The 24,707-nt window shown below is 35.4% G+C and carries 15 protein-coding genes; 13 read left to right on the top strand and 2 right to left on the bottom strand.

From position 1 onward, the window contains the following. The first annotated feature begins 193 nt into the window (after positions 1–193). Together J7604_RS25875 and J7604_RS25870 are read left to right on the top strand one after the other, a co-directional pair. Positions 194–7,678, top strand: a complete 7,485-nt coding sequence (locus J7604_RS25875) for a PKD domain-containing protein (RefSeq protein ID WP_293903161.1) — start codon at positions 194–196, stop codon at positions 7,676–7,678. Positions 7,679–8,162: 484 nt separating this feature from the next. Beyond that, positions 8,163–9,065, top strand: a complete 903-nt coding sequence (locus J7604_RS25870; protein WP_293903158.1) for an endonuclease/exonuclease/phosphatase family protein — start codon at positions 8,163–8,165, stop codon at positions 9,063–9,065. A gap of 392 nt (positions 9,066–9,457) precedes the next feature. Here J7604_RS25870 and J7604_RS25865 read toward each other — a convergent pair whose 3' ends face one another. Continuing rightward, positions 9,458–9,613, bottom strand: coding sequence for a hypothetical protein (locus tag J7604_RS25865; protein ID WP_293903155.1), 156 nt, complete (start codon positions 9,611–9,613; stop codon positions 9,458–9,460). Next, positions 9,604–9,780: a hypothetical protein gene (locus tag J7604_RS25860; RefSeq protein ID WP_293903152.1), complete on the bottom strand. Its 177-nt coding sequence runs from the start codon at positions 9,778–9,780 to the stop codon at positions 9,604–9,606. Before J7604_RS25860 ends, J7604_RS25865 begins: the two co-directional genes overlap by 10 nt. 105 nt (positions 9,781–9,885) lie before the next feature. Here J7604_RS25860 and J7604_RS25855 point away from each other — a divergent pair, with 105 nt between their 5' ends. From J7604_RS25855 to greB, 11 genes are all read left to right on the top strand, one after another. Further along, positions 9,886–10,599: a hypothetical protein gene (locus tag J7604_RS25855; protein ID WP_293903149.1), complete on the top strand. Its 714-nt coding sequence runs from the start codon at positions 9,886–9,888 to the stop codon at positions 10,597–10,599. Positions 10,600–10,799: 200 nt separating this feature from the next. Further along, a complete protein-coding gene (locus tag J7604_RS25850) occupies positions 10,800–11,651 on the top strand; it encodes a HEPN domain-containing protein (protein WP_293903146.1) in 852 nt (283 codons plus the stop codon). Positions 11,652–11,701: 50 nt separating this feature from the next. Beyond that, positions 11,702–14,491: a DEAD/DEAH box helicase family protein gene (locus J7604_RS25845; protein WP_293903143.1), complete on the top strand. Its 2,790-nt coding sequence runs from the start codon at positions 11,702–11,704 to the stop codon at positions 14,489–14,491. 15 nt (positions 14,492–14,506) lie between these two features. Then, the gene (locus J7604_RS25840; protein WP_293903140.1) at positions 14,507–16,120 is read left to right on the top strand and encodes a class I SAM-dependent DNA methyltransferase; all 1,614 of its coding nucleotides are present in this window, start codon (positions 14,507–14,509) and stop codon (positions 16,118–16,120) included. Further along, entirely contained in the window at positions 16,120–17,556 is a 1,437-nt protein-coding gene (locus J7604_RS25835; RefSeq protein WP_293903137.1) for a restriction endonuclease subunit S, read from the top strand. The genes J7604_RS25840 and J7604_RS25835 overlap by 1 nt, the downstream gene beginning before the upstream one ends. After that, positions 17,553–19,286 (top strand): restriction system-associated AAA family ATPase, encoded by a 1,734-nt coding sequence (locus tag J7604_RS25830; RefSeq protein ID WP_293903134.1) that lies wholly within the window; start codon positions 17,553–17,555, stop codon positions 19,284–19,286. The genes J7604_RS25835 and J7604_RS25830 overlap by 4 nt, the downstream gene beginning before the upstream one ends. A 4-nt stretch (positions 19,287–19,290) precedes the next feature. Continuing rightward, on the top strand, positions 19,291–20,301 hold the full coding sequence (locus J7604_RS25825; RefSeq protein ID WP_293903132.1) for a hypothetical protein: 1,011 nt from the start codon (positions 19,291–19,293) through the stop codon (positions 20,299–20,301). 12 nt (positions 20,302–20,313) lie between these two features. Beyond that, positions 20,314–21,231 carry an HTH domain-containing protein gene (locus tag J7604_RS25820; protein WP_293903130.1) on the top strand — a complete coding sequence of 306 codons (918 nt, stop codon included), beginning with the start codon at positions 20,314–20,316 and terminating at the stop codon, positions 21,229–21,231. 48 nt (positions 21,232–21,279) lie between these two features. Continuing rightward, on the top strand, positions 21,280–22,281 hold the full coding sequence (locus tag J7604_RS25815) for a hypothetical protein (protein WP_293903128.1): 1,002 nt from the start codon (positions 21,280–21,282) through the stop codon (positions 22,279–22,281). Between the two features lie 84 nt (positions 22,282–22,365). Further along, positions 22,366–23,790: a hypothetical protein gene (locus J7604_RS25810; protein ID WP_293903126.1), complete on the top strand. Its 1,425-nt coding sequence runs from the start codon at positions 22,366–22,368 to the stop codon at positions 23,788–23,790. A gap of 123 nt (positions 23,791–23,913) precedes the next feature. Beyond that, complete coding sequence (greB, locus tag J7604_RS25805) at positions 23,914–24,390, top strand: transcription elongation factor GreB (RefSeq protein WP_293903123.1); 477 nt, start codon at positions 23,914–23,916, stop codon at positions 24,388–24,390. The last annotated feature ends 317 nt before the right edge of the window (positions 24,391–24,707 follow it).

The following is a 24,707-nucleotide window of genomic DNA, read 5'->3' as shown; positions in this document are numbered from 1 at the left end:
TAAGTGTAGACCATTATTCAAGATTCCGGCCGGTGCGCCACCGGCCGGGGAAGAAATTCAGCTTCGTGTGATGGTTATATTTATTTTCCATTTTATTTAGTCCTGAGCAATTAGTAGTTAGAATAGCATATTTAACTATTATCTCACCTTAATTATGCGTATATTGTATGACAAATATTATTTTATAAATTAAATGATTAGATTGTTTAAGTTACTTTTTGTTTTAGTAGCATTTATTTTTTTTAGTGAAAAATCCTCTCAAGCTCAGTGTCTTTCCGGTACTTTTAGTATAGGTGGCTCTGGTAGTAGTTTTGTCAGTTTTAAAGCTTCTGTTGAAGCCTTAAAAGAAAGAGGTGTATGTGGACCGGTTGCCTTTTATGTAAATTCAGGTGTATATAACGAATGTATATCCATTCCATTCATACCAGGTGTAACTGCTGAAAATACAGTGAAATTCATCTCTTCAACCAGAAATTCTTCTGATGTAATAATTCAGAATCCGTCTTCAAATTTGTCTGAGTCAAATTATGCAATTCAGTTTGATAGCGCCAGTTATATATCGATTGAAAACATAACAATAAAAAGAACAGCCTATAATCCCTATTCGAATGTAATTGATATTCGAAATGGCTCAAATAATATTTCGTTGAGTAATAATGTAATAAGTTCCGAGGTGTTTGGTAATACTGAAAATGGAGGTTTAATTTTTTCTCCTGCATCAAATGACAGTTATATATCCATTACCGGCAATACATTCAAGGGAGGACAAGTAGCTATTAATTTAAGAGGAGCGTCTCAAAGCTCTTATGAAAAAGAATTAACCATAAAAAACAATACTTTTGATGGTCAATATAAATATGCTACTTATCTTTCTTATCAGTCAAATTTAAATTTTTCAGGAAATACAATACTTACTAATTATTATAGTGGAGACTACTTTGGCATAGCCGTTTCTAATTGCTATGGGATAATGACGATTCAGAACAATAGATTATCTAACGGGGGAATCACTCTGAATAATTGTATTCAATCTGCTGAAAACCCTGCACTTATTGTTAATAATATGATAAGGTTGGCAGGAAACTACTCCAATGCTCTATATTTATCAAACTGTTCAAATCTGAATATCCTTTTCAATACATTTCAAAGTTCAATGGGTATGTATTTAAATGGAGGGACTAATATCAGATTTAAAAATAATATTATTATCTGTACGAATTATGCTATTCAACTTGCAACACCATCCGCATTGGTTGAATGTGACTATAATAATCTTAAAGTTGCAGGCACAAATATTTTTGCCAGTTTCGAAGGGAGAAATTTTGCTGATTTCAGAATCTGGAAATTATCATCAGGAAAGGACCAAAATTCTATTTCCTTATCCCCCAAATTTTTTCCTAAAGGAGAGCTTCATATTGATAACGATATAGACATGGATGGAAAGGGAGTTTATGATTCTCATGTGCCTTTGGATATTGATGGGGAGGTAAGAGATTTAACCAATCCGGATATAGGAGCGGATGAATACCAGCCTCTTCCTGATAATATTGGAATCACCTCAGTTCTTGACCTTGACAAACCAGTTTGTTCTGGTAACATTCCATTAAAAATTGCTATTAGAAATTTTGGTTCAAATAAGATTACTTCTTTTAAATTATCCTGGGAGAAGAATAAAGTTGTTCAGCCAACATACAATTGGTCTGGAAGTCTTGAACGAGGAGAGTATGATACATTAGTTATTGATAGAAGTTTGTTTGAATTGGATTCTTCATACACAGTACGTTTCTGGCTTTCTTTTCCAAATGGTTCCGTTGATACTTATACTTCTAATGATTCCAGTGCAAGTATTAAAGTTTTTACTAAGATGCAGGGCACTTATACACTTGGAGGCTATAAGCCCAGTTACAAGACCTTTACTTCGGCATATACAGACTTGCAAAACAGGGGTGTTTGTGGGCCTGTGACGTTTATAGTAAGAGATGGCAGTTACAGGGAGGCTCATTCTTTGAATTATATAGAAGGCACCTCTGTAAATAATCTCGTCACATTTCAATCGGAAAGCAGAGACAGCTCTCTTGTAAAGCTAACTGCTATAGATCAGTTTAGTCCTTGTCTGAAATTGACCAATACAAGCAATATTACTTTTAATCAGATCTCTTTTCAGTCTCGAGGAGGTGCAATTTATTTTAAAGATTGTCAGAATATCAGATTCCAGAACAGCAAGATAGAACCTGGCATCTCAGGGGAAGGAATAAATGATAATATATACATCATTAATAATTATTTCCCGAGCGGTGGTATAGGCATTTCTGCAAAACGTGTATCCATTTTAAGTAACCAGTTTGATAATGGTATAATGAGGATTGATGCGGAGAGAGCAGTTGTTAGCAAAAATTCTGTAAATATCAGTAAGACGTATAATCAATATGATGGAGGTATAAGGATATTAAATAGTGATAGTTCTGTCGTTTCCAATAACCGAGTATTAATAGGGACTGGTTTGGCGGGTATTATGTTAGAAGGAATAGGGCATACTTATGTAACAAACAATTTTATAAGGATAGGATTGAATACTGAAAGTTATGGAATATATACAAGCGCTGTAGAAAATAAATCTATACTTTTTAATACAATTCATTTGACCACTACAGAGACTCAGAATTCCAGCGTTGTCTACTTTAAGTATAATACAAGTGTAATTCAATTAAAGAATAATATTCTTTACAATGCGGGAGGGGGAACTGTTATAAAAACTTATGGTTCATTAATCTATTTTACCTCTGATTATAACAACTTATACACTACAGGAACTAAACTGGTCAATGAATATAAAAGTCTTGCCATATGGAGGTCAGAATGGAATCAAGATCTTCATTCCGTTTCATCATTGCCTTCTTTTGTTGCTATTAATGATCTTCATTCTCTTTTCAATGCAGACATTGCTGGAAAAGGGATAAGTATACCAGAAATTAAATATGACATTGATGGAGAGCCTAGAAAAAAAGTTCCGGATATCGGGGCTGATGAATTTTCCGGGATGCTTTATGATGCAAGCCTTGAAATTGTGAACAAACCATCTGCCGGATGTCACGGAAGTAAAGACATTTATATAAAAATCAAAAATAATAGTTCCGATACGCTCAGAAGGGTTTTGCTTAACTGGCAGGTCGATAGTTATAATCAGACACCAAAAGAATGGATAGGTAAAATAGCTCCCGGAGCGACATCTGGTTTGGTTAAACTGGGTGAATATTTGTTTGACTATGATTTGCTGTCATCATTAAAAGTTTGGTCAAATTTTGACGGAGATCTTAATCATTCCAATGATATGGTTAAAACTACATCCTTTTATGAAAGGATGGGAGGTACTTATTTTATTGGTGGGCCCAAATCTGATTTTAATTCTATCACTTCAGCATTGGAGGCTGTTACCAAAATGGGTGTTTGTGCTCCTGTCGTATTTAGGTTAAGAGATGGTGTTTATGAAGAAATAGTTAATGTTTATCCTATTCCGGGAACTTCACCCGTTAATACAGTAACTTTTACTTCAGACAAAGGTGATAGTAGTAAAGTAATATGGAAGATATACAGCCCTGTAATTTTAAATTCAAATCTTACAATAAATGGAGCTGCTAATCTTATCTTTAGCAAGTTGTCTTTTATTCAGGAAGGATCGACATCTATCGTTCTGAATCAGGGTTGTGAAAATATAAAGTTCATATCTAATTATATTGAAAGGGATATTGAAGCAGAGGAGTCAGTAGATTATTTAGTTTTACGAAATAATTTTCTTAAAGATGGGATGATATATTTAAGAGGAGTTTCAGATGCTATGCGGGCAAAGGGAAACAAAATTGAAGGAAATAAATTTAGTGGAGCAAGAATATCTCGTATTGTTCTCTATTATCAGGACGCTTTAACTATCTCTGATAATGTTTTCCTGAAAGATGCAGCTTACTCCACCAATGCTATACAAATCAGTTATTCGGGACCATCAATAAGTATTCTTAATAATAAAATAGGTGGCATTTTTTCCTGTTGTGGTCCTGGTAATTACGAAGCTGCTCTTCTTCTGGAAAGTTGTTCTGGTTTGTCCTCTAACCCGATAAAGGTGTATAATAACTTTATTTCCTCTAATGGGGTGCCAGGTATTTACAATTTAAACTCAAGTTATGTTAATTATTTTCATAATAGCATTTCTGTGAAAGGAGGAGATGCCTTTTATATTCAGAAAGGAAGTAATCTTAAAATTGAAAATAATATACTTTCAACAAATAATGGTGGTATAGCATTAAACATTTTTGAAGTAAAATCTTTAATTTCTGATTATAATAATTTACACACAGATGGTTCATTAATATTAGCAAAGGTATATAGTCAAGTTGAGGCCTGGAATCTCAGTGATTGGCAAAAGACGGGATATGATCTTCATTCTTTTAACACAAATCCGATGTTTATGGCTAGAACTTCCGGATACAGTGATTTTACAGATTTACACATCAATAGAAATAACTTATCTCCTGTACGTGTTCCAAATCCTATTGCTGGCTTGTCCAGGGATATAGAAGGAGATATTCGGGATGCTTCAAATCCTATGGTTGGGGCTGATGAATATGTTCCCAACCTGAACAATGCCCAGGCTATAAAATTTGAACTTCCCACTACTCTTCCATGTGAAGGAGTGAATGATATTCTATTGTCTATTGCAAATTATGGTTTTAATAATTTGACTTCCGTAACAATAAAATGGACCATAGATGGAGTGCCACAAATTCCTTTCAGATGGAAAGGATCACTTAACTCTTCTGGTACCGAGGTAGTCAATATAGGTAAGTATAATTTTGGTAAAGGTGGAATAGTAAAACTTCAGGCATGGACAGAAAATCCTAATGGGGTAAATGATACATTTACAATAAGTGATACAACTGTCGTAACGCTTACTCCAACCGCCCTAAGCGGGACTTACACAATTGGTAATAGTGGTTCTGATTATAAATCATTTACAGATGCAGTAAATGATCTTAAATTCAGGGGAATATGTGGCCCCGTAATATTTAATGTAAAACCTGGCACTTACAATGAGAAGATCAGAATTCCTGAAATCAGAGGAACAAATGTCATCAATACAATTGTATTTCAGCCCGAAAACAATGACAGTACTTCTGTAACACTTACAAGAGATCATAATGATTTTTCTACAACAGATGCCGATTATCTTATTTTTTTAGATGGTGCCGATTATATTTCTTTTAAGCGCATGAATTTAAAATCTACTTTAGGTTCTTATTGCAGGGTTATATATATAACGGGGGAAGCTAATTATATAAACTTCTCAAATAACATAATAGAAAGTAGCTTAACAGATAATAATTTTTTTGCATATAATGATGTCGTTTACATTGGAGCAGACAATCAGGTAAATCCTTATAACAACTACATTTCATTTACCAATAATACCATAATTGGAGGATCAACAGGTATAAATTACACAGGTGGAAGCAACGGGGAATATACAAGAGGTTTAATCATTTCAAATAATTCTTTTATTAATCAGTCCTCTTCCGGACTTACCATTGAGCACACAATTTCTCCTGTAATTACGAAAAATAAATTTGACGTTAAAGGTGGATTTACGGGAGCAAATATATCTGATACAAGAGATAGACTTATTTTTTCAGAAAATGTAATAAATTTTGAGTCTAAACTATCCAGATCCTATTATTATGTATTAAGCATTAGAAGTCACAAGTCCTATTCTGCTGTTTCAGCCGGACTGGTTGTGAATAATATGATCAATGTGAAGAATTTCCTTGATTATGATATGAATGTACCTGCTTCTGTCTTATATACTGAAGATAATAAGTATTTAAATTTTCTTTATAATTCCGTAAACCTTAATAATGGAAATCCAGAAAGTGATATTGCTGTCTTTTACAGTAATAAAGATTCATCGCTGGTAGTGGAAAACAATATATTCTGTAACAGATATGGTGGATATACCATGAATATCAATCAAAGTATTGTTTCTAGTAATTACAATGACCTGTATACTACAGGAAGTAAATTAGTAAAGATAAATTCTAAAGATTATACAGACATTGCGACTTATGCTGGTGCTACCCAAAATGATCTTAACAGTTTAAGTCTGGATCCTCAATTTTTAAATGATCTATCTGATCTTCATTTAAGTATATCTTCTCCTGCAATCGGCATGGGGATTGTCAATAAAGAAGTAAGTATAGATATAGATGGAGATTATAGAAGCAGTAAACCCTCCATTGGTGCAGATGAATCGCTTGGTCACTTTAATACCAATGTTGGTCTCATCAGCATAAATAGTCCTTTGAAATCTGATTATTGCAAAGGCCTTAAAGAGATTAATGTTTCAGTTAAGAATTATGGTAATTTAGTCATAGATGATTTTATTCTTAATTGGGAGGTGAATGGAATCGCAGAATCACCTTTTAATTGGTCGGGATCATTAAAGAAAGATTCTATTGTTTCTTTGAATTTAGGTAATTACAATTTTGGATTATCAGGAACTTATAACCTCAAAGTTTATTTATCCTTGCCAGGTTCAATGGCGGATGATTTTCCATATAATGATACAATTTCCTATGACTTTATTTATTCTGCGCCTGCAATTGCTTCTTTTAAATATGTTCTGAGAAATGACTCCATTTTTATCAATAATACTTCTCAGAGTGTCAAGACATATTCCTGGTCTTTTGGAGATGGATCACATGGATCAGATAAAAATCCTGTCTATTATTACCCTTATTCAGGAGAATATGTCATTACTTTAAAAGTATCTAACAAATGTAACGATGACAGTTATTCGGATAAAGTAACAATAAATTTGAGCAGAGATTTATCTTTGGATTCTATTTATGTTCCGGGAGATTCTTATTGTTCTGAAACTATAGGTTCTTCCATTGTTGTAAAGAATGTATCAACGGAGGTTGTTAAATCCTTTAGTATTATTTCAGATGAGTTAAATTCTGAAACTATTGACTGGCATGGAACATTGCTTCCTAATGATCATGTTAAAGTGAATTTTAATTTAACTACCAGCAGACCTGGATATCATAATGTATCATATAGAGTGGTGAATCCCAACGGGCAAATTGATCAGAATATTTTAAATGATACGGCTTCTGTTCAACTTTATTGGCTCGGAGCTCCGGTTGCCAATTTCAATTACAGTATAGAAGATGGTTCTGTATTTTTTGCAAATCATTCAAGAGGAGCAGAATCTTATGTCTGGAACTTTGGGGATAATTCTTCTCTCGACTATACAAAGGACCCCTCTCATACATATCTAGCAGATGGTATATTTACGGTTTCACTGGAGGTAAGAAATGAATGTGATACATCTGAAATAACCAAGTCTGTCGAAATTATTAATACTTCTATTCAAAGCCCCGCTTATTTGCAGCCACGGATAAATGTATATCCTAATCCTGCTCAAGATTTTGTAAATATAAATACATTTGGAGATTTGGTATCAGGATTGAAAATTATGACAATAGATGGTTTGATTGTTTATAATATGGATCAGGTAGCTGATGAAAGTTTAGAGAAAATCGATCTGACCGATTTTACTTCTGGGATGTACTTCGTTGAAGTAAGGTGTAGTGGTTATTCCAGAATCTTTAAATTATTTATTGAAAAATAATAGAATGGATCTGTTCCTCGGTCTGTGGCGCACAGAACGAAAGCTTTCCAAATGTGCTAAACTTGAAATGTTCCATACTTAAAATTAAGTGTAGACCATTATTCAAGATTCCGGCCGGTGCGCCACCGGCCGGGGAAGAGAGTGCACCCTAACTGTCAACTTAACATTGTTTTGTATACAACAATGGGCTATTTGGTCATCCTGAGCCCTGCGAAGGATCTGATAGTAAGAAAAAATGTTATTTAAACTAGCATTCTGCCAGATAGCTTAATTTTATTCATTTTGAAAGCTCAGATTCTTAGCAGAGTTCAGAATGATAAAGGAAAGATTTGTTAAGTTGACGGCTATGGTGCTGACACCTGCCAGGGAGTAGGGATATTGTGCGTGAAGGAAACGAGGATTTTGGGAGCCTAAGTTTTATTGCGAAGTTGACCAACTTATACTATTTGATTTTTATATTTGTTACAATCAACCATTTTTAGCTATGACACAAATTACTATTGCCACCTTTAATTGCGAGAATCTTTTCAGACGATTTAAATTTGATAAAGGAGTTAATTCTGCAACAACCAAAACAGAAGGATTTATTATTGATCCAAAGAAGTTTGATATTATCATTGATGCTGAAAGGGCTGCAACTGCTGCAGCTATAAAGGAAACCAAGGCCGATATCATCGCACTTCAGGAAATTGAAAACATGGATGCTTTGAAGCAATTTAACAATCAGTTTCTCAGTAAGGCTGGTTATAAGTATAAAGCTGTTATTGATGGAAACGATCCAAGATTTATTGATGTAGCGATTTTAAGCAAGGTACCATTTGATGCAATCAGGACGCATCAGTTTCTAAGAACTTCGAATAACAAGAGTTATATTTTTTCACGGGACTGTCTTGAAGTTGAATTCAATATTGAAGGGAAGACTCTAACGCTTTTTGTGAATCATTTTAAATCGATGATGGAAGGGAGAGAAGGTACATCGGAAAGAAGGAGAATTCAAGCCGAAGCTGTGGTTGATATCTTAAAGAAGAAATATGGGAATAATCCTGGTAATCATAACTGGATTGTATTAGGAGATATGAATGACTACAGACCGTCTCCGGCTCTTGATACCTTCTTTGAAAATAAATGGATGGTTGATGTCTTGGAAAGGCTTCCTGAAAATGAACGATGGACGCATTTCTATAATAAGAAAAAAGAATACCGACAGATAGATTACATTCTATTGTCCAAAAAACTTGCCACTGATAACAAAGAGTCAATTCCCCGAATCATAAGAAAAGGCCTGTCAACAAAAGCCAAATTATTTACTGGTAAAAGGTTTGATATGATTACAGATAAAGTAACAGCATCGGATCATTGTCCGGTTGCGGTGAGTATTGAGATGTGATAGTTCTTGATTCTATATGAGAATAGCGATGCAATCACTATTCTCGGAAATCCTCGCTGCAAGCGAGGACTATTGGGGTTTTTCTCAGACTTTCATGGCTTTTCAATATTAATAGAAATTTTGCCTGCAACTCAACCATGGTCAACATATGAATCTCTATTTTGCTAAGTTGACTTTGGTGCCTAGACCGGCCAGGGAGTTTGCTTTTTCGATCCGACACATTGTTCAATAGAATTAGAAGTTTGATGTATTCCTGAACTTTTAAAAGTGTCAGGTCCGAAAGACCTGACGCAACTTTGACATTTATAGCCATGCGATCGCTATTCTCAAAAATCCTCGTTAATCTTTTTTTTACTAGCTAAATAAGAAGTAAATCAAGCGTGGACTATTGGTTATCCCCACAACTTCTTTATAGCACCTCCTGAAACTTCTGTGGAATCACTTAAGACTTTTGTATTTCCAGGTATAAATCCAAAGCTTCTAAACCATTCTTCCGTGGTGTCCCACGAAAGTCCCGTGGGTTCATTCAGGCCTTTGGTTATTCCCACGGAATCTCTGTGGGATACCACGAAAACGCTGTGGGATCATCCGACTGTTCCATGCGAGCTTCCGGACATTCTGTGGGTCCATTCGGACTCTGAAAACGTCCCACGGGACTTCTGTATGGCCCCACGGAACGTCCGTGGGAACATCCGGAACTCCCGTGGGGCTCCACGGGTGAATCGTGGGGTTGTTTTTAGAAAAAATACTTGCATAGATTATTTTAAGGTATTAACATTGAGGTAATTATATATTTTTAAACTTCAAGTTTTCACCAACTATGACAACCAACAACAGTGGATATCTGCCAAGGGCGGATAAAGACAAAGCTATTTGGCTTAAAAATTTCTCGGTTAAACTATCTAATCATGCAGGAACTGTAGGATTATCTCCGGATGAGGTGATCTCTATTTCCAATGATGCCAGTGCATTTATGTACACCATCGAACTGGTGGAAAATGCCAAAAAGGATTCTGCTCAGAAAGTGGCATTCAAAAACATTCTTGCAGAAGGAGAGGAATCGATTCCGCTTTCTTATCCATCTCTTACGCTCAACGTTACTCAGCCAGCAGTAGCTTTAAAAGCGGGGATCTTTAAGAGAATTCCGAAACTGGTACAGAGGATCAAAAATCACCCAAACTACAATGAATCCATTGGTAAGGATTTAGGTATTATCGGGGCTGAGTCGTCTTTTGACAGAATGACTCTTAAACCTCAGATCAGTGGTGCTCTGGATGCACACCGTCCGCTTATCAAGTGGAAAAAGGGCGTTGCTGATTCCATTGACATCTACGTGGACCGCAATGATGGCAAAGGTTTTGTATTCCTCGCCAATGATTCCACGCCGGACTATATTGACACGTTTCAGCTTCCTTTCGGGGAGAAAGATACGGCCATCTGGTCTTACAAAGGAATCTACAGGCTGCACGACGAGCAAGTGGGAGAGTTCTCCAACATTGTTAACATCACTGTTACAAGACAGGTAGCAGTGTAATAAGAATTGCTGTTTGTTATCAATTTAACCCTTCAGGTCTTTATGATTTGGAGGGTTATTTTTTTTGGTGGGGTTTGGAGTAATGATTAAATTATTGAATGTCAGTGGCTGCTCAATAGGCCTTAATTACAAATGATTTTTTGCCATTTTATGCCCGATTTTTTCTAATTTAGAGATTTAGGAAAAATAATTTTAACTCATTGATTGCCAGTTTAAATTTTTTGCCGGAATACAAACAAGAGGAGCTGAAGCTTATCACAGATCTCATTGTGGAAAAGATGAAGCCTGCTAAGTTGCTGCTTTTCGGAAGTTATGCACGGAATACCTGGGCTGAGGAGGAAAAGGTAGAGGAGGGGATTCGGCTGATTTTCAAGAGTGATTATGATATTCTGGTGATTACGTCTGAAGAACTGGGCAACACAACCTCCACTAGATGGCGCAAGACCAAACAAAAGCTAAAGAAGCTTGAATTATCTACAACAGTTACCGCCATTCACCATAGTGCTGAATTCATCAATAAAGAACTCAAAGCCGGAAGTTACTTTTTCACCGATGTGATCCGTGAGGGGATTGTATTATACGATTCCGGAGAAGTAACGCTTGCAACTCCGGGAAAGGTAAATCCAGATGCTGTGCTGAAAAGGGCTAAAGAGGAGTATAAGCAATGGATGGGCAGCGCTGAAGAGTTTTTAATGTTATATAATTTCAGTTACAAAGAAGGATTATACAATAAAGCCGCATTTCTTCTTCATCAAACTACAGAAAGTTTATATTCTGCTGTTGCCTTAGTCTTCACCCACTACAAAGGCAAGAATCATGATCTTGATGAGTTGAGCAAGATTGCAATCGTCATTAATAAAGAATTTAGAACTGTATTTCTTAAAGATACTAAAGAGCAGATTGATCGATATGAGCTGTTGAAGAAGGCGTATATTGATGCGAGGTATAAGAAGGGGTATGCCATTACGAAAGAGGATTTGGAGTATTTGGGTGAGAGGATTGAGGTGTTGAAGGAGTTGGTGAAGAGGGTTTGTGAGGAGAGGCTTAATTAATAGGAAATCATAATATGGGTGATATTTAATCCCTTAAATAGTATTGTAGTTTGAAAAACGAAAAACTGACACGGAAAGAAATTATAGACAACCGCTTAAAAAAAGCAGGATGGAATGTTTTTGACCGGACTCAGGTAATTGAAGAGTTTTTTATTTCACCGGATCTTAATATTGTCAATGATCCACCAGCAAAATACAGTTCAGAATTTAGTGACTATGTGTTATTAGGTAAAGATGGTAAACCTCTGGCTGTTGTTGAAGCAAAAAAATCTTCTGTTGATGCTCGTGTCGGGGAGGAGCAAGCTAAACAATACGCTTACAATATTCAGAAGCAATTTAAGTGCGAACTGCCATTTTGCATGTATACCAACGGAAATGATATTTATTTCTGGGATCTTGAAAATTATTCTCCTCGAAAAATCTATGCCTTTCCAACACGTTCAGACCTTGAACGAATGGTGTTTATTCGTAAGAACAGAAAACCACTGGCAGATGAATTGATAAATACTAGCATTGCAGGACGGCCCTACCAGATACAAGCCATTCGTGCAGTCTTTGAAGCAATGGAACAGAAGAAAAGAAAGTTTCTTCTCATAATGGCTACAGGGACCGGCAAAACAAGAACCTGTATCGCCATGGTGGATGGATTGATGCGTGCAGGTTGGGTTTCAAGAATATTGTTTCTGGTAGATAGAATTGCGTTACGCGATCAGGCAGTTGAAGCATTTAAAGAAAACGCACCACAATATTCAGTTTGGCCTCAAACTGGAGAAACTAAATTTGCTGCTGATAGACGGGTATATGTCTCAACATATCCAACTATGTTGAATATTATAGAAGATGAGAAGGGAAATCTATCACCTCATTTCTTTGACCTTATTGTCATAGACGAAAGTCATCGTTCGATTTATAATGTTTATCAAAACGTTTTAAACTATTTCAATACAATTGTACTTGGACTTACAGCTACACCTACTGATGCAGTGGATCATAACACTTTCGAACTTTTCGACTGTGAAGATGGGCTTCCTACTTTTGCTTATACATTTGAAGATGCTGTAAATAATAAACCGCCTTATCTATCCAACTTCGAAGTAATGCAGCTGACTACAAAGTTTCAGCAGGAAGGCATACATGTTCATTCGATAAGTGAGGAAGATCAACGAAAATTAATTGCTGAAGGAAAAGATCCGGTTGAAATCAACTTTGAAGGAACTGAGATTGAAAAAGCAGTTACAAACAAAGGGACGAATGCCTTGATCGTTCGTGAATTCTGGGAAGAGTGTATCAAAGATCCAAATGGAGTATTGCCGGGAAAGACCATCTTTTTCTGCATGACGATGACACATGCTCGAAGAATAAAAGAAATCTTTGATCAGTATTATCCTCAGGGTGCCGGTGAAATTGCCAAAGTAATCGTATCTGATGACCCTCGTGTATATGGAAAGGGAGGTTTGCTTGATCAGTTTAAAAATAACGATTTTCCGCGAATCGCCATTAGCGTGGACATGTTGGATACAGGTATTGATATTCCGCAGTTGGTGAATCTTGTATTCGCCAAACCTGTCTTTTCATATACCAAGTTCTGGCAGATGATTGGCCGGGGAACCAGAGTGCTGAACACAAATGACAGACGTAGCTGGTGTCATGAAAAAGATAAGTTTCTCATCATTGATTGCTGGAACAATTTTACAAGGTTCAAGCTCAATCCAAAAGGTAAAGAAAATAAATCACAGCTCGCTTTGCCTGTTCGCCTTTTTAAAATGCGTCTGGAGAAGTTGAGAATTGCCAGAAAACGCAATACGGATATTGCGAATGGAGAAAAACTTGAACTGGAAAAACTTATCAATGCGCTTCCCCAAAATAATGTGGTGGTTCTGGATAATGCATCTGAACTAGATAAAGTGTATGATCCAAGCTTTTGGGATCCCTTTACTGAAGATAAAATTCATTTCCTTGACCAAACAATAGCTCCAATATTAAGAGCTTTGTCTTCCATTGATTTCAAGGCGATGCGTTTTGAAAAAGATATTGTTGAGTTTTCCATTGCACAGTTGGAAAACGAAAGCCAAAGTTTGGAAAATCTAAGAGAGCTGATCATCACTCAAATAGCTGAGTTACCAATAAATATTGGGGTGGTAGCAAAGGAGAAAGAATTAATTAAACGTGCATTGAGGTCAAACTTCTGGACTAATACCTTAGAAAATGATCTAAAACTCGTCATTGAAAAAATTGCACCGCTCATGCGATACCGTCAGAGTTTTGATGGTGGTGATGAACAGACTAGTCTAAATCTCAGAGACGTGACCTATAAAAAGGAGATGATAGAGTTTGGTCCTGAGAATGAACTTGTAAGTATAAGCCGATATAAAGAAATGGTGGAGAATATGGTGCAACAGTTGGTAAACAATAATCAGGTACTTCAAAAAATAAAATTGGGGGAATCTATCACTGACCAGGAATTGGGTGAACTGGCACAGTTGATGAATGAACGGGACCTATTTGTGACGGAAAAATTATTACAGCGGGTTTATGGAAATCAGCATGCAAGATTTTTACAATTCATTAAACACATACTTCAGGTAGAACCAATCCATTCTTTTGAGGAAACTGTCACGATGGTATTCGATGATTTTATAAAAATGCACAACAACCTTTCAAGCAATCAGATTGAATTCTTGAACCTGTTGAAAACGTACCTTATTGATAAAGGAAGTGTTCAGAAGAAAGACCTGATTAATCCCCCGTTTACTCAACTTCATCCTCAAGGGATTTTAGGAGTGTTTTCACCTAAAGAAATAGAAGAAATCATCGGAGTTATTCAACAAATAGCCGCTTAAATAATTAATTTAAAAATGTTATCTAACGAATTAAAATCAAAAATTAATAAACTTTGGGATAAGTTCTGGAGCCGAGGAATTGCTAATCCGATTACAGCTATCGAGCAAATTTCATATCTGCTCTTTATGCGTAGGATTGATGATGCTGATACAGATGCTAAGAACAAAGCCGAGTTTGCCGGAGTAGAATACAAGACTATATTTGTCCGACAAAAAGTAAACAAAGGGGGTAAGCTGGTATTTGATAAAAAAGGTGAACCTGTTTTGGAAAGTGCGGACGATTGTCGCTGGTCTCACTTTTCGCTCCTTGATCCTGATACCATGCTGGAAGCAGTAAGCAAAAAGGCTTTCCCTTTTATCAAAAACCTCAATGACCCATCTCAGCCTTATACAAGACATATGCAAAACGCCGTCTTTATTATAAATAATTCGGCTTTGCTTGATGAATCGGTGAAAGCAATTGATGAAATATTTAATGAGATCAAGAGGCAGCAAAACGATGGGCAGCAGTTTCAGGATACGCAAGGAGATGTATACGAATATTTATTAAACGAACTAAGCCAGTCTGGTAAAAATGGGCAATTTCGTACACCGAGGCACCTTATCCAGTTTATGTGCGAAATTATTAATCCAGACTGGGCAGATAAGATTTGCGACCCTGCTTGCGGTACGGGTGGGTTTTTATTGGGAGCTTATCAGCACATACTCACCAGATACAGCAGTCCTGAAGAGATTGTATTAGATGAGAACGGACTGAAGCGATTTAAAAAATACGGAGGAGACAGGATCACCAAACAGGAAGTTTGGGACGAACTTAACGAAAGAACCTTCTATGGTTTTGATGTAGACCAGACTATGGTGAGGATTGGTTTGATGAACCTGATGTTGCATGGAATTAAAATACCACAGATAGAAAATATAGATACACTATCTAAGAAGTATGATCAGGAATATCAGGATGGAGAATACTCGGTGATATTGGCCAATCCTCCATTTACCGGCAGAATTGACAAAGGAGGTATGAGCACCAAACTGAAAATAGACGGCACACAAAGTGAGTTGTTGTTTCTGGTTAGGATCTCCAAGATGCTGCGACCGGGTGGAAAGGCTGCGGTGATTATTCCGGAAGGTGTATTGTTTGGTGGAAGCAAGACTCAAAAACAAACAAGAGAAATATTGCTGAAAGACAACCAACTCGAAGCAGTAATCTCCCTGCCCAGTGGAGCTTTTAAGCCTTACACGGGAGTGAAGACCGCAATCCTGGTGTTTACCAAAGTCGAAGAGGACAGCCAGATATGGCATACTGAAAAGGTCTGGTTCTACGAGCTAAAAAACGATGGTTATAGTCTAGATGATAATCGCAGAAAGCTGGCTGAAAATCCCTTACCTATTGCGGTGGATGCTTTTGAACAAAGGGCTACAACTACTCCTATTGAACGTATCAAACATTTTTATGTACCTCTCGCTGAGATACAGGAAAATGGACTAGATTTGAGTTACAACCGTTACAAAAAGTTTGAATACGAGGAACAGACATACGCTCCCCCACAGAAAATTCTGGAAGCATTGTTTGTTTTGGAAAAGGAAATTCAAAAGGATATGGAGGAACTTAAAAACTTGATTGGGTAATGGAATTTGTAGAGCTAAATAGAATAGTAGAAAAATTGGAATCTGGTTCCCGTGAGAAGGGGGGAAGTATTAACTCAGGTATTATTAGTATAGGAGGTACTCATTTATCGACTACTGGCGGTTTCAAGTGGGAAAAGAAAGAATTCGTTTCAGAAGATTTTTTTTCAAAAATGCGAACTGGAAAGGTACTTAAAAATGACATATTAATTGTTAAAGATGGAGCAACAACTGGAAAAACAAGCTTCGTTGATAACGACTTCCCTTTTAAGGATGCGGCAATTAATGAACATGTATTTAGAATTCAAATCAATCCGGAATTGGCTAATCCTAAATATGTTTTTTATTTTTTACATAGTGCTAATGGACAAGAGCAAATCTTAAGTGATTTCAGGGGGGCAACAGTTGGTGGCATTTCAAGAGGATTTATTGATCTTGTTAAGATTCCACTTTACGATATTGAGACTCAAAACAAAATCGTAGCTATATTGGACAAAGCCAAAGCCTTGCAGGATAAGAGAGAAAAAACCATTGCCATGTATGAAGAATTGTTACGAGCAATTTTTTCGGATATGTTCTCTAAGTTTATAGGAACTAATGTATTTCCTCTATCAGCAGTTGCGGATATTACATCGGGACTTACTAAGGGAAAAAATTATATTGGCAAATCTACGAAAATGATTCCCTATATGCGAGTTGCTAATGTACAAGATGGGTTTCTAGATTTAAAGGAAATAAAAAAAATTGAAGCCACAGAGGATGAGATTGTTAAGTATAATTTAGAAAATGATGATCTTTTATTAACAGAAGGTGGAGATCCTGACAAATTAGGAAGAGGTACTTTATGGAAAAATCAAATTAGTAAATGTATTTTTCAAAACCATATTTTTAGAGTACGAGTACGCAATCATGAATTTATAAATTCTGTCTTCCTATCGTTTCAAGTGTCAAGCATGTACGGAAAGAATTACTTTTTAAAAGCCGCAAAGCAGACATCAGGGATTGCATCTATAAATTCTACACAGTTGAAAGCTTTTCCAGTTTATGTTCCTCCAATAGAAATACAGCTAAAATTTGCTGGAATTGTTGAAAAATTGGAAACCATTAAATCTAAATTTCATTTGAGTATTCAAAATATTCAGAACTTATTGAGTGTACTTTCTCAATATGCATTTCAGGGCAAATTAACTTTCAATACATCTGTAGATTTAGAGTTATTACTTGAAAATGATTATAATTTTTTTAGGCAGAATAGCAGCATAAAGACCATTCAATTATTATTGGATCGGCTTGATAAAAGTAATCTTAATGAATTAAAATTTTATGAGTCCGAAATTTACGATAAAGCCAAATATTTTGTGTTTGAATTATTGAAGGAAGGCAAAATTAAACAATTATTTGATGAAAATGATAAAACCGTAAAGCTAGTTGTTGGATGAAACTACTTAGCCTTAAAATAGAGAGCATAGGTGAATTCAGAAGTCTGCAGCAAGGTTTTGAAATAAAGTTTCATTCCTTGGGACATACTGAGGCAATGGAGAAATTTCGTCCCTTTTGTTTTGCAGGCTTGAATGGAAGTGGAAAGTCAAATGTACTAGAGGCATTAGCGAACATTTTTTATCACTTAGAGCTTTGTGTTGCTAGATACTTACCTGAGAGTATTAAGGATCCTAAAAATTTCAGTCGTATTGAATGTACTCCGGATGCATTTACATTAGAGTACCTGATAGGTCAGCATGATAGAATAGCATACTCAGTTTACTTCTTTGATAAGATAACCATTGTCAAAAAAGAAGGCGAAGAACCACAGATGTTTATCCAGGCCTACCCCTTTGATGGGACTGTAGAGAAAAGGCAAGTATCATTAATGCCATCCATTAAACGCAAGGAAGCCGCAGAAGGAAAACGATATTTACCAGATCAAATAATAGGTTACTCTTCCGGTGAGAATGAAATTCTAAGTTTACCTTTTATCAAAAGTCGTCTGATACACCTGGATGAATACAGACAGGCTACCCGAGATAATTATGAACGTTATGATGAACCAGAGAATAGTCTGATCTATATTGATAACAACATGAGTCAGGCTGTGTTATTGGTTTGTCTGTTGTTTGAAAATAATGAAACTCTTGCTCCTCTCAGAGATGTAGATAATACAGGAATTTTAGGACTCCGCAGCTTTCGAATGAACATTCATCTTCACGATTTTATATTTAAGGACGAGAAAAAGAAGCAAGGAAAAACTCCAATATTAAAATTGATCGAGCAACATCAGTTGGATTTTCTGTTGAAATGTACTACCTCATGGTTTTTAGATAGAGAAGGTAAAACTATATGGTTAGATTTTTATGTCAATGATGCTACAAAGCAAGCCTTTAGAGAATACTTTAAAACTTCCCTCGAATGTTTTCATTTCTTTCGGTTATTGTATGAATTGAATGCACACTTTATTGATGAAGGGACAAAAGAAGGTGTTTATCGTTCCAAAGGAGTATACACAGACGGGAAACTTCCTATTGCAAATCCTCAGCAGAATGTGTTTCACTTTTTAGATTTCTACATAACAAAAGAAATAAAGAAGACAGGAGAAAGTAAAGACCTACCTCTTCGAAGTTTTTCAGATGGAGAACATCAGTTCATTCATACTATGGGTATCTGCCTATTGTTGAAAAACAAGCGAACTTTATTACTACTTGATGAACCCGAAACACACTTCAATCCAAGTTGGAGAGCTAAGTTTGTGAAAATTCTCAATGACAGTATTACAGCTGGAACTCCAAAGGACTTGCCTAATAAAAATTTTAATGTACATCTTTTAAAAGATGTATTATTGACTTCACATTCGCCTTTTATTATTTCTGATTGTTTGCCTGACAATGTGCTGTTATTTGAAAAGGATGATAAAGGAATAACAACTGCTAAAAAAGTTTCAGAGCTGGAAAATTCCTTTAATACTTATGGAACATCAGTTGAATTGATTCTGGATAGATTGTTTGGGTATACCCAATCTATCGGAGATCTGTCTTACTCAGCAATCGAAGCCATCGATGTTGCTTCAATTAAAAGTCAGAAAGATGTAGAAAAGGCGAAAGCTGAATTACGGAAATTGGGAGAATCGATAGAAAAGGATATTGTGCTAGCTCAATTAAATAAAAAACTAAAAAGCTAACCTGATGCTAAGAACTTATAAACCACTGGACGATCACCCGGTATTTGAGTATCAGGAATATATTCAGCATCTAATCTGCGAGGTTTGGTGTAATGCGCAGGAACCAATATCTTGTTATGGTTTGCTAAACGAAGATGTTGAGAAAATTTACAATGCCCGCGACTGGGTAAAGAATTCTGTGGATGAAATTTACGAATTGAGTAAGTCTCTAACAGAAGATGAACGAGCTGCTATTCGCGAAGCTTTCATTCTGAATAATGGAATAGAGAATCTTTGTGAAGCAATAAGTCAACCTGTCAGTCTTGATGACTTGCCGAATGTAGTTAAAGAAAAGATGAAAGATTTTCTTGTGAAGTGCTACAGTGATTTGATTACAGCAAAAGAAAAGTTGGATTATTATAATAATCTTATCTATAATAATAACAATCTGAAGTTTTGTCCTTGCTGCGGATTGGTTCCTATAGAAAGCGGTGAATCGAGATACAGAGAAGATAACGACCATTTTCTTCCAAAAGAAAAGTACCCATTTGCATCGGTTAATTTTTCAAATCTAACCCCATTATGCAGTAAGTGTAATAAGAAATGCAAGTCCACCAAAAATCCATGCGAGAATAATCGAAGGTCATTCTATGCTTTTAAACCTTTGCCAAATGAATTTGAAATAGGTTTAACTATAAAGTCTAGCAATACGACTAATTATGGTGATTTGAAGCAGGAAGAGGTAGAACTTGAATTCAATAATGATGCAGAGAAAGTTGATACTTGGAATTGGTTGTTTGATATTAAAAACAGGTACAATGAAGAAGTAAGGCAGTTTTCAAAAACAGAACTTAGGACAATCGCCAATAGATTTAAACGAAATACGGCGCGAAAGGAGGGAGCAACTTATGAGCAAATTCTTAATGATGCCATTGAAGACTATCACATTGACAGATATGATGATAGGAAGTTCCTAAAATTAGCATTCTTAAAAGAAATACTTTTAAAGCCTGAATGGATGGCTGTGTATAGTTAAACGAAAAGATTTATGACATTTTTAGAATTAGCAGAAAAAGTTTTAAAGGAATCTCAAAAGCCTTTAACTGTAAATGATATCTGGGAAACAGCTTCAAAGTCTGATTATTTAAAATATCTGAGTAGTGAAGGCAAAACTCCCAAAGCAACATTGGGTGCTCTCTTACATGTTTCTGCAAAAGATAACGAAAATTCTCCCTTCGGTTCAGTTGGTAGCAGACCAAAGAAGTTTATCTTAAAATCTTTAAATTATTCAAAAGAGGATCTGATTGAACAGGATGCAGAAGCATTGGAAGAAGAAGGAATAAATGAATCTTCTTATCTCGAAAAGGATTTACATGCTGTATTGACTTATTATATATATACCCGTATGGAATGTTATTCTAAAACCTTAAATCATCAGAGATCTTCTAAAAAGAAATACGGTGAATGGGTTCATCCTGATATCGTTGCTTGCTATTTTCCTTTAAAAGAATGGAAACCTGAAGTATATGATTTAAGCAGTATAATGAGTGATACACAAATAGCATTGCTATCCTTCGAAATTAAAAGAAAACTTAATTTTGGAAATCTTCGTTATTCGTTTTTCCAAGCAGTATCTAATTCATCTTGGGCTAATGAAGGTTACTTGGTTGCTGCAGAAATATCAGATGATCGAGAATTCCAGTCAACTTTAAAAAGGTTATCAAATTCATTTGGCATAGGAATAATTGAGCTGGATTTGGAAGATCCAGATGCTACTAAAATTTTATATCCAGCGGAAAAAAGAGATCATTTAGATTGGGACACAGTTAATACTTTAACTATGAATACTGACTTTAATGATTTTATAAAGAGAGTAAAAAGTGATGTTCAAATAAGAGAGGTTAGAAAGGAATGGTATGATAAAGTTGAGAACAGAGAAGCTTTAATAAAGAAATTTAATAAGTAAATCATTATAAAATTAGGAAAAATAAAAACCAAACAATTACTTTTTAATATGTCTGCAATAAATCTTCTCCTTCAAAGTGCTGTTGATTATGAAAGAACACATCAAATTATCTTATACACCTTGCTAAAGGATATAAACTTTCAAAGGCTATTTTTGGATATCGATGTTGAACAATTACCAGTCTGGGAGCCACTCAGAGGAAAGTTTGATTTGGGAATTGCAGTTAAAAAACCTTTTGAAGCTGAGAATATAAGTGCGGTGTTTGAGCTAAAAATGTGGTCTAATATTTCTGAAGGGCAGTTGAAAAGTCAAAAAGAATACCTCTACCAAAATGAAAATGTTAAAGGCTTTCATATCTTACTAGGAACTTGCGACTATGAATATAAGGACGATTATTTTCAAAATGTTTTTGGTGGTAGGTCTGTAAAAATAAGTACATGTGACCTTGTTGATAAGTTAGAACAATATAAGGATGGAAGTGAAGTTGGAGAAGATATTAAGGAATTGGTAGAAGTTTATATAGAGGTTTTGAAAGGATTAATGAATGATTTAAACTTTGCCTATAAAAGACAAGGAAGATTAACCGCAGACCATTTTTTCTATTATTCTCTTTATAAGAAGATTCAGGATTTATCATCTGAACAAAATCTGAGAATATACAAAGTAAACAACCGAAATTCTCCATCATATATTATAAATGATATTGATACATGGATGAGTATAAATTATCAAGGGTATGTATTTCGGTTGTATCAGGAAATTCTAAATGGAGAATATCAAATTAGGTTACATTCAAATCCTGAAACTCCTGATATTCATAAGCGGGTACTTAAAGATTTACTTTTAGTAAAACTATCCCAAAGCAACCTGAATCTTTATGATTTGGAGTTTAGAGGAAAACTAACTAAGTACGCTATTTTAGCTCGAAAAAGATTGTCTTTTGAAAATGAAAAAGATATCGAGGGTGCAGGTGATTTGTTTAGGATTGGAAATAGGGCTTTAAGAATTATATCAGATGAGTTAAATTGTCAGGCCGTTCAGTTGAAATAAAAAGATATTTCTTTTTACTATTATAAATTATTCTTCCTAGCTGCATGGGAACAATAAATACTAGAATTATTAAATTTATTTTTTATGTTGTTTTCAAAAGTATACTCCATTCAAAAAGATCGAAATGATGATTGGTTTGATCCTATTTTAACTTTAGATACACTTCTGTTTATTGACCCATTATTAATTTTTGAAAAATATCACCCAGGATTTATACATGCTTCAGGCAAAATAATTGAATTTTTTAATAAAGCTTTTGAAATTGCGGCACGGTCAACAGGAAATTCTCAAGATCTAAGACATAAGCAACTTCTTAAAATGTTAGTTTTTCCAGAAGTAAGAGAATTGTGCTTAGGTTATTCTTCTGGTGATACTGATGGGGCAGGATCTGGAGGAAAATATTCCCGAGATACTGTTGCCGCCATTTATGAGTCTATAGAAATGGGTATGAAAAGTATAGAAAACTTTGAGTTTTTGGGAATATTTAATGAAGGGATCGGGCGAGATAGGATAAGTGATATAACCGCTAATATTCTAAAGAAAGAGTTTGTTGAATATACACAACAGATTTGTAATAAACATAAAGTTCCTATGTTAGATTTCGAATTAAAGAATTATAACTTTAATTATCAAACTAATAGATGGAATTCACAAAGAGTTAAACTTCCTGAAAATCCTTTTTTCCCTGATAGAGCAGTAATATTGACACCTGGAGTTTTTATTGATGAAAAACCAAATATAAATGCTGATTCATTTAAAGATTTTATATGGGACAATAAGAATAAAGAAGTTAGAGATGAGTTTAATATTCAAATAAAAAATTCTATTGATAAATCTAAAATTATTGAGATTGCAAAGAAACATAGGGGGTGGATGTCAGATTTTAAAAAATCATTAAGAAACGTTTCAGGATATGATTATATAGAAGATCCAGGAGGGGTATATACTACAACTATTGGAGGGTTGCAGTATGCGGAATCCAATCCTCTGACAATGGATGCTTCAAGCAAAGATTCATTTAAAGAGATAGTGGAAAAGTTAGTTGGTCAATATCAAAATTTCATTGAAAATAATTCTGGATATCAATTGTTGTGGAATGATGATTCTAATAAACCCAAAACAGAAAAGGCTGCGCAGTTAGTATTTACAGGTATATTAAAATCTCATTGTGAAGCTAATAATATTGATATTTCAGGTGAAGCAAATTTAGGGAGAGGACCAGTAGATTTTAAATTTTCACTAGGTTATCAAGATAGAGTAGCTATTGAAATTAAAAAGGCAAGTCATAGCAGATTTTGGAATGGATTGACAGCTCAACTACCAAAGTATATGGAAGTAGAGGATATTTCATTTGGATATTTTATTGTGATATGCTTTCATGAAGATGATTTTAAAAAAGTTAAAGGAATTGAAGAAATTGTTATTGAAACCAAAAGGAAGTATAATAAAGAATTTAAGTATAGGATTATTGATGCAACTCCCAATAAACTGAGTGCGTCAAAATTATAGATAAATAATTCTAACCGCCATTTATCAGGTATCTGCTCCCCGTCCAGTGAGACACAGGCCAGGGAGCAAATGCCAAACTTGCAATCCAAATGGATACACGCATTACTGCCTAATTAAATCAACATGAAAACACTCCTAATTACTCCGGAAGGGTTAGAAAAATTAAAAGCTGAATTGGATCATTTATGGCGTGTTGAACGGCCGGACACCACGCAGAAGGTAGCCTGGGCTGCAAGTCTTGGAGATCGTTCTGAAAATGCGGATTATCATTACAATAAGAAGCGCTTGCGGGAAATTGACAGGCGCGTGCTCTATTTACGGAAACGTATTACTGATTTGAAAGTCGTGAATTATTCACCTTTCCAGGAAGGCAAAGTAATGTTTGGTGCGTGGGTAGAGATTCAAAATGACAAAGGCGAACAAAAACGCTTCCGCATAGTGGGGTATGATGAGATCTTTGATACCACCAAAGACTATATCTCTATAGACTCACCAATGGCAATCGCCCTGATGAAAAAAGAAGTGGGTAATGAAGTTGTAGTGAAAACAGGTGCGGGGGAATTTGTTTGGCGTGTTACCAAAATTGAGTATCAGAAGTAACTTCCGTTCAAGTGGGGGCATCTGTTCCTCGGTCTGTGGCGCACAGACCGAAAGCTTTCCAAATGTACAAAACTTGAAATGCTCCTTACTTTCAGATTAAACTCATTATTCGAGATTCTGGCCGGTGCGCCACCGGCCAGGGAGTGAAAGAATAAAAGTTGAACTATCGGGCAGGCTTTTGATTGAAATCGCAAAGCCCTTTTATAATTATCAGATCCTTCGCTGGCTCAGGATGACAAAGAAAGGTATGCCCTCATAGCCTGATTTCTTGTCCTTTGTCATGCTGAACTGTACCCCTCCCCAAAAATAGGACAGCT

The sequence above is a fragment of the Sporocytophaga sp. genome, from assembly GCF_017745095.1.
Classification (GTDB): Bacteria; Bacteroidota; Bacteroidia; order Cytophagales; family Cytophagaceae; genus Sporocytophaga.
This window is presented reverse-complemented; position numbering and strand designations above follow the sequence as displayed.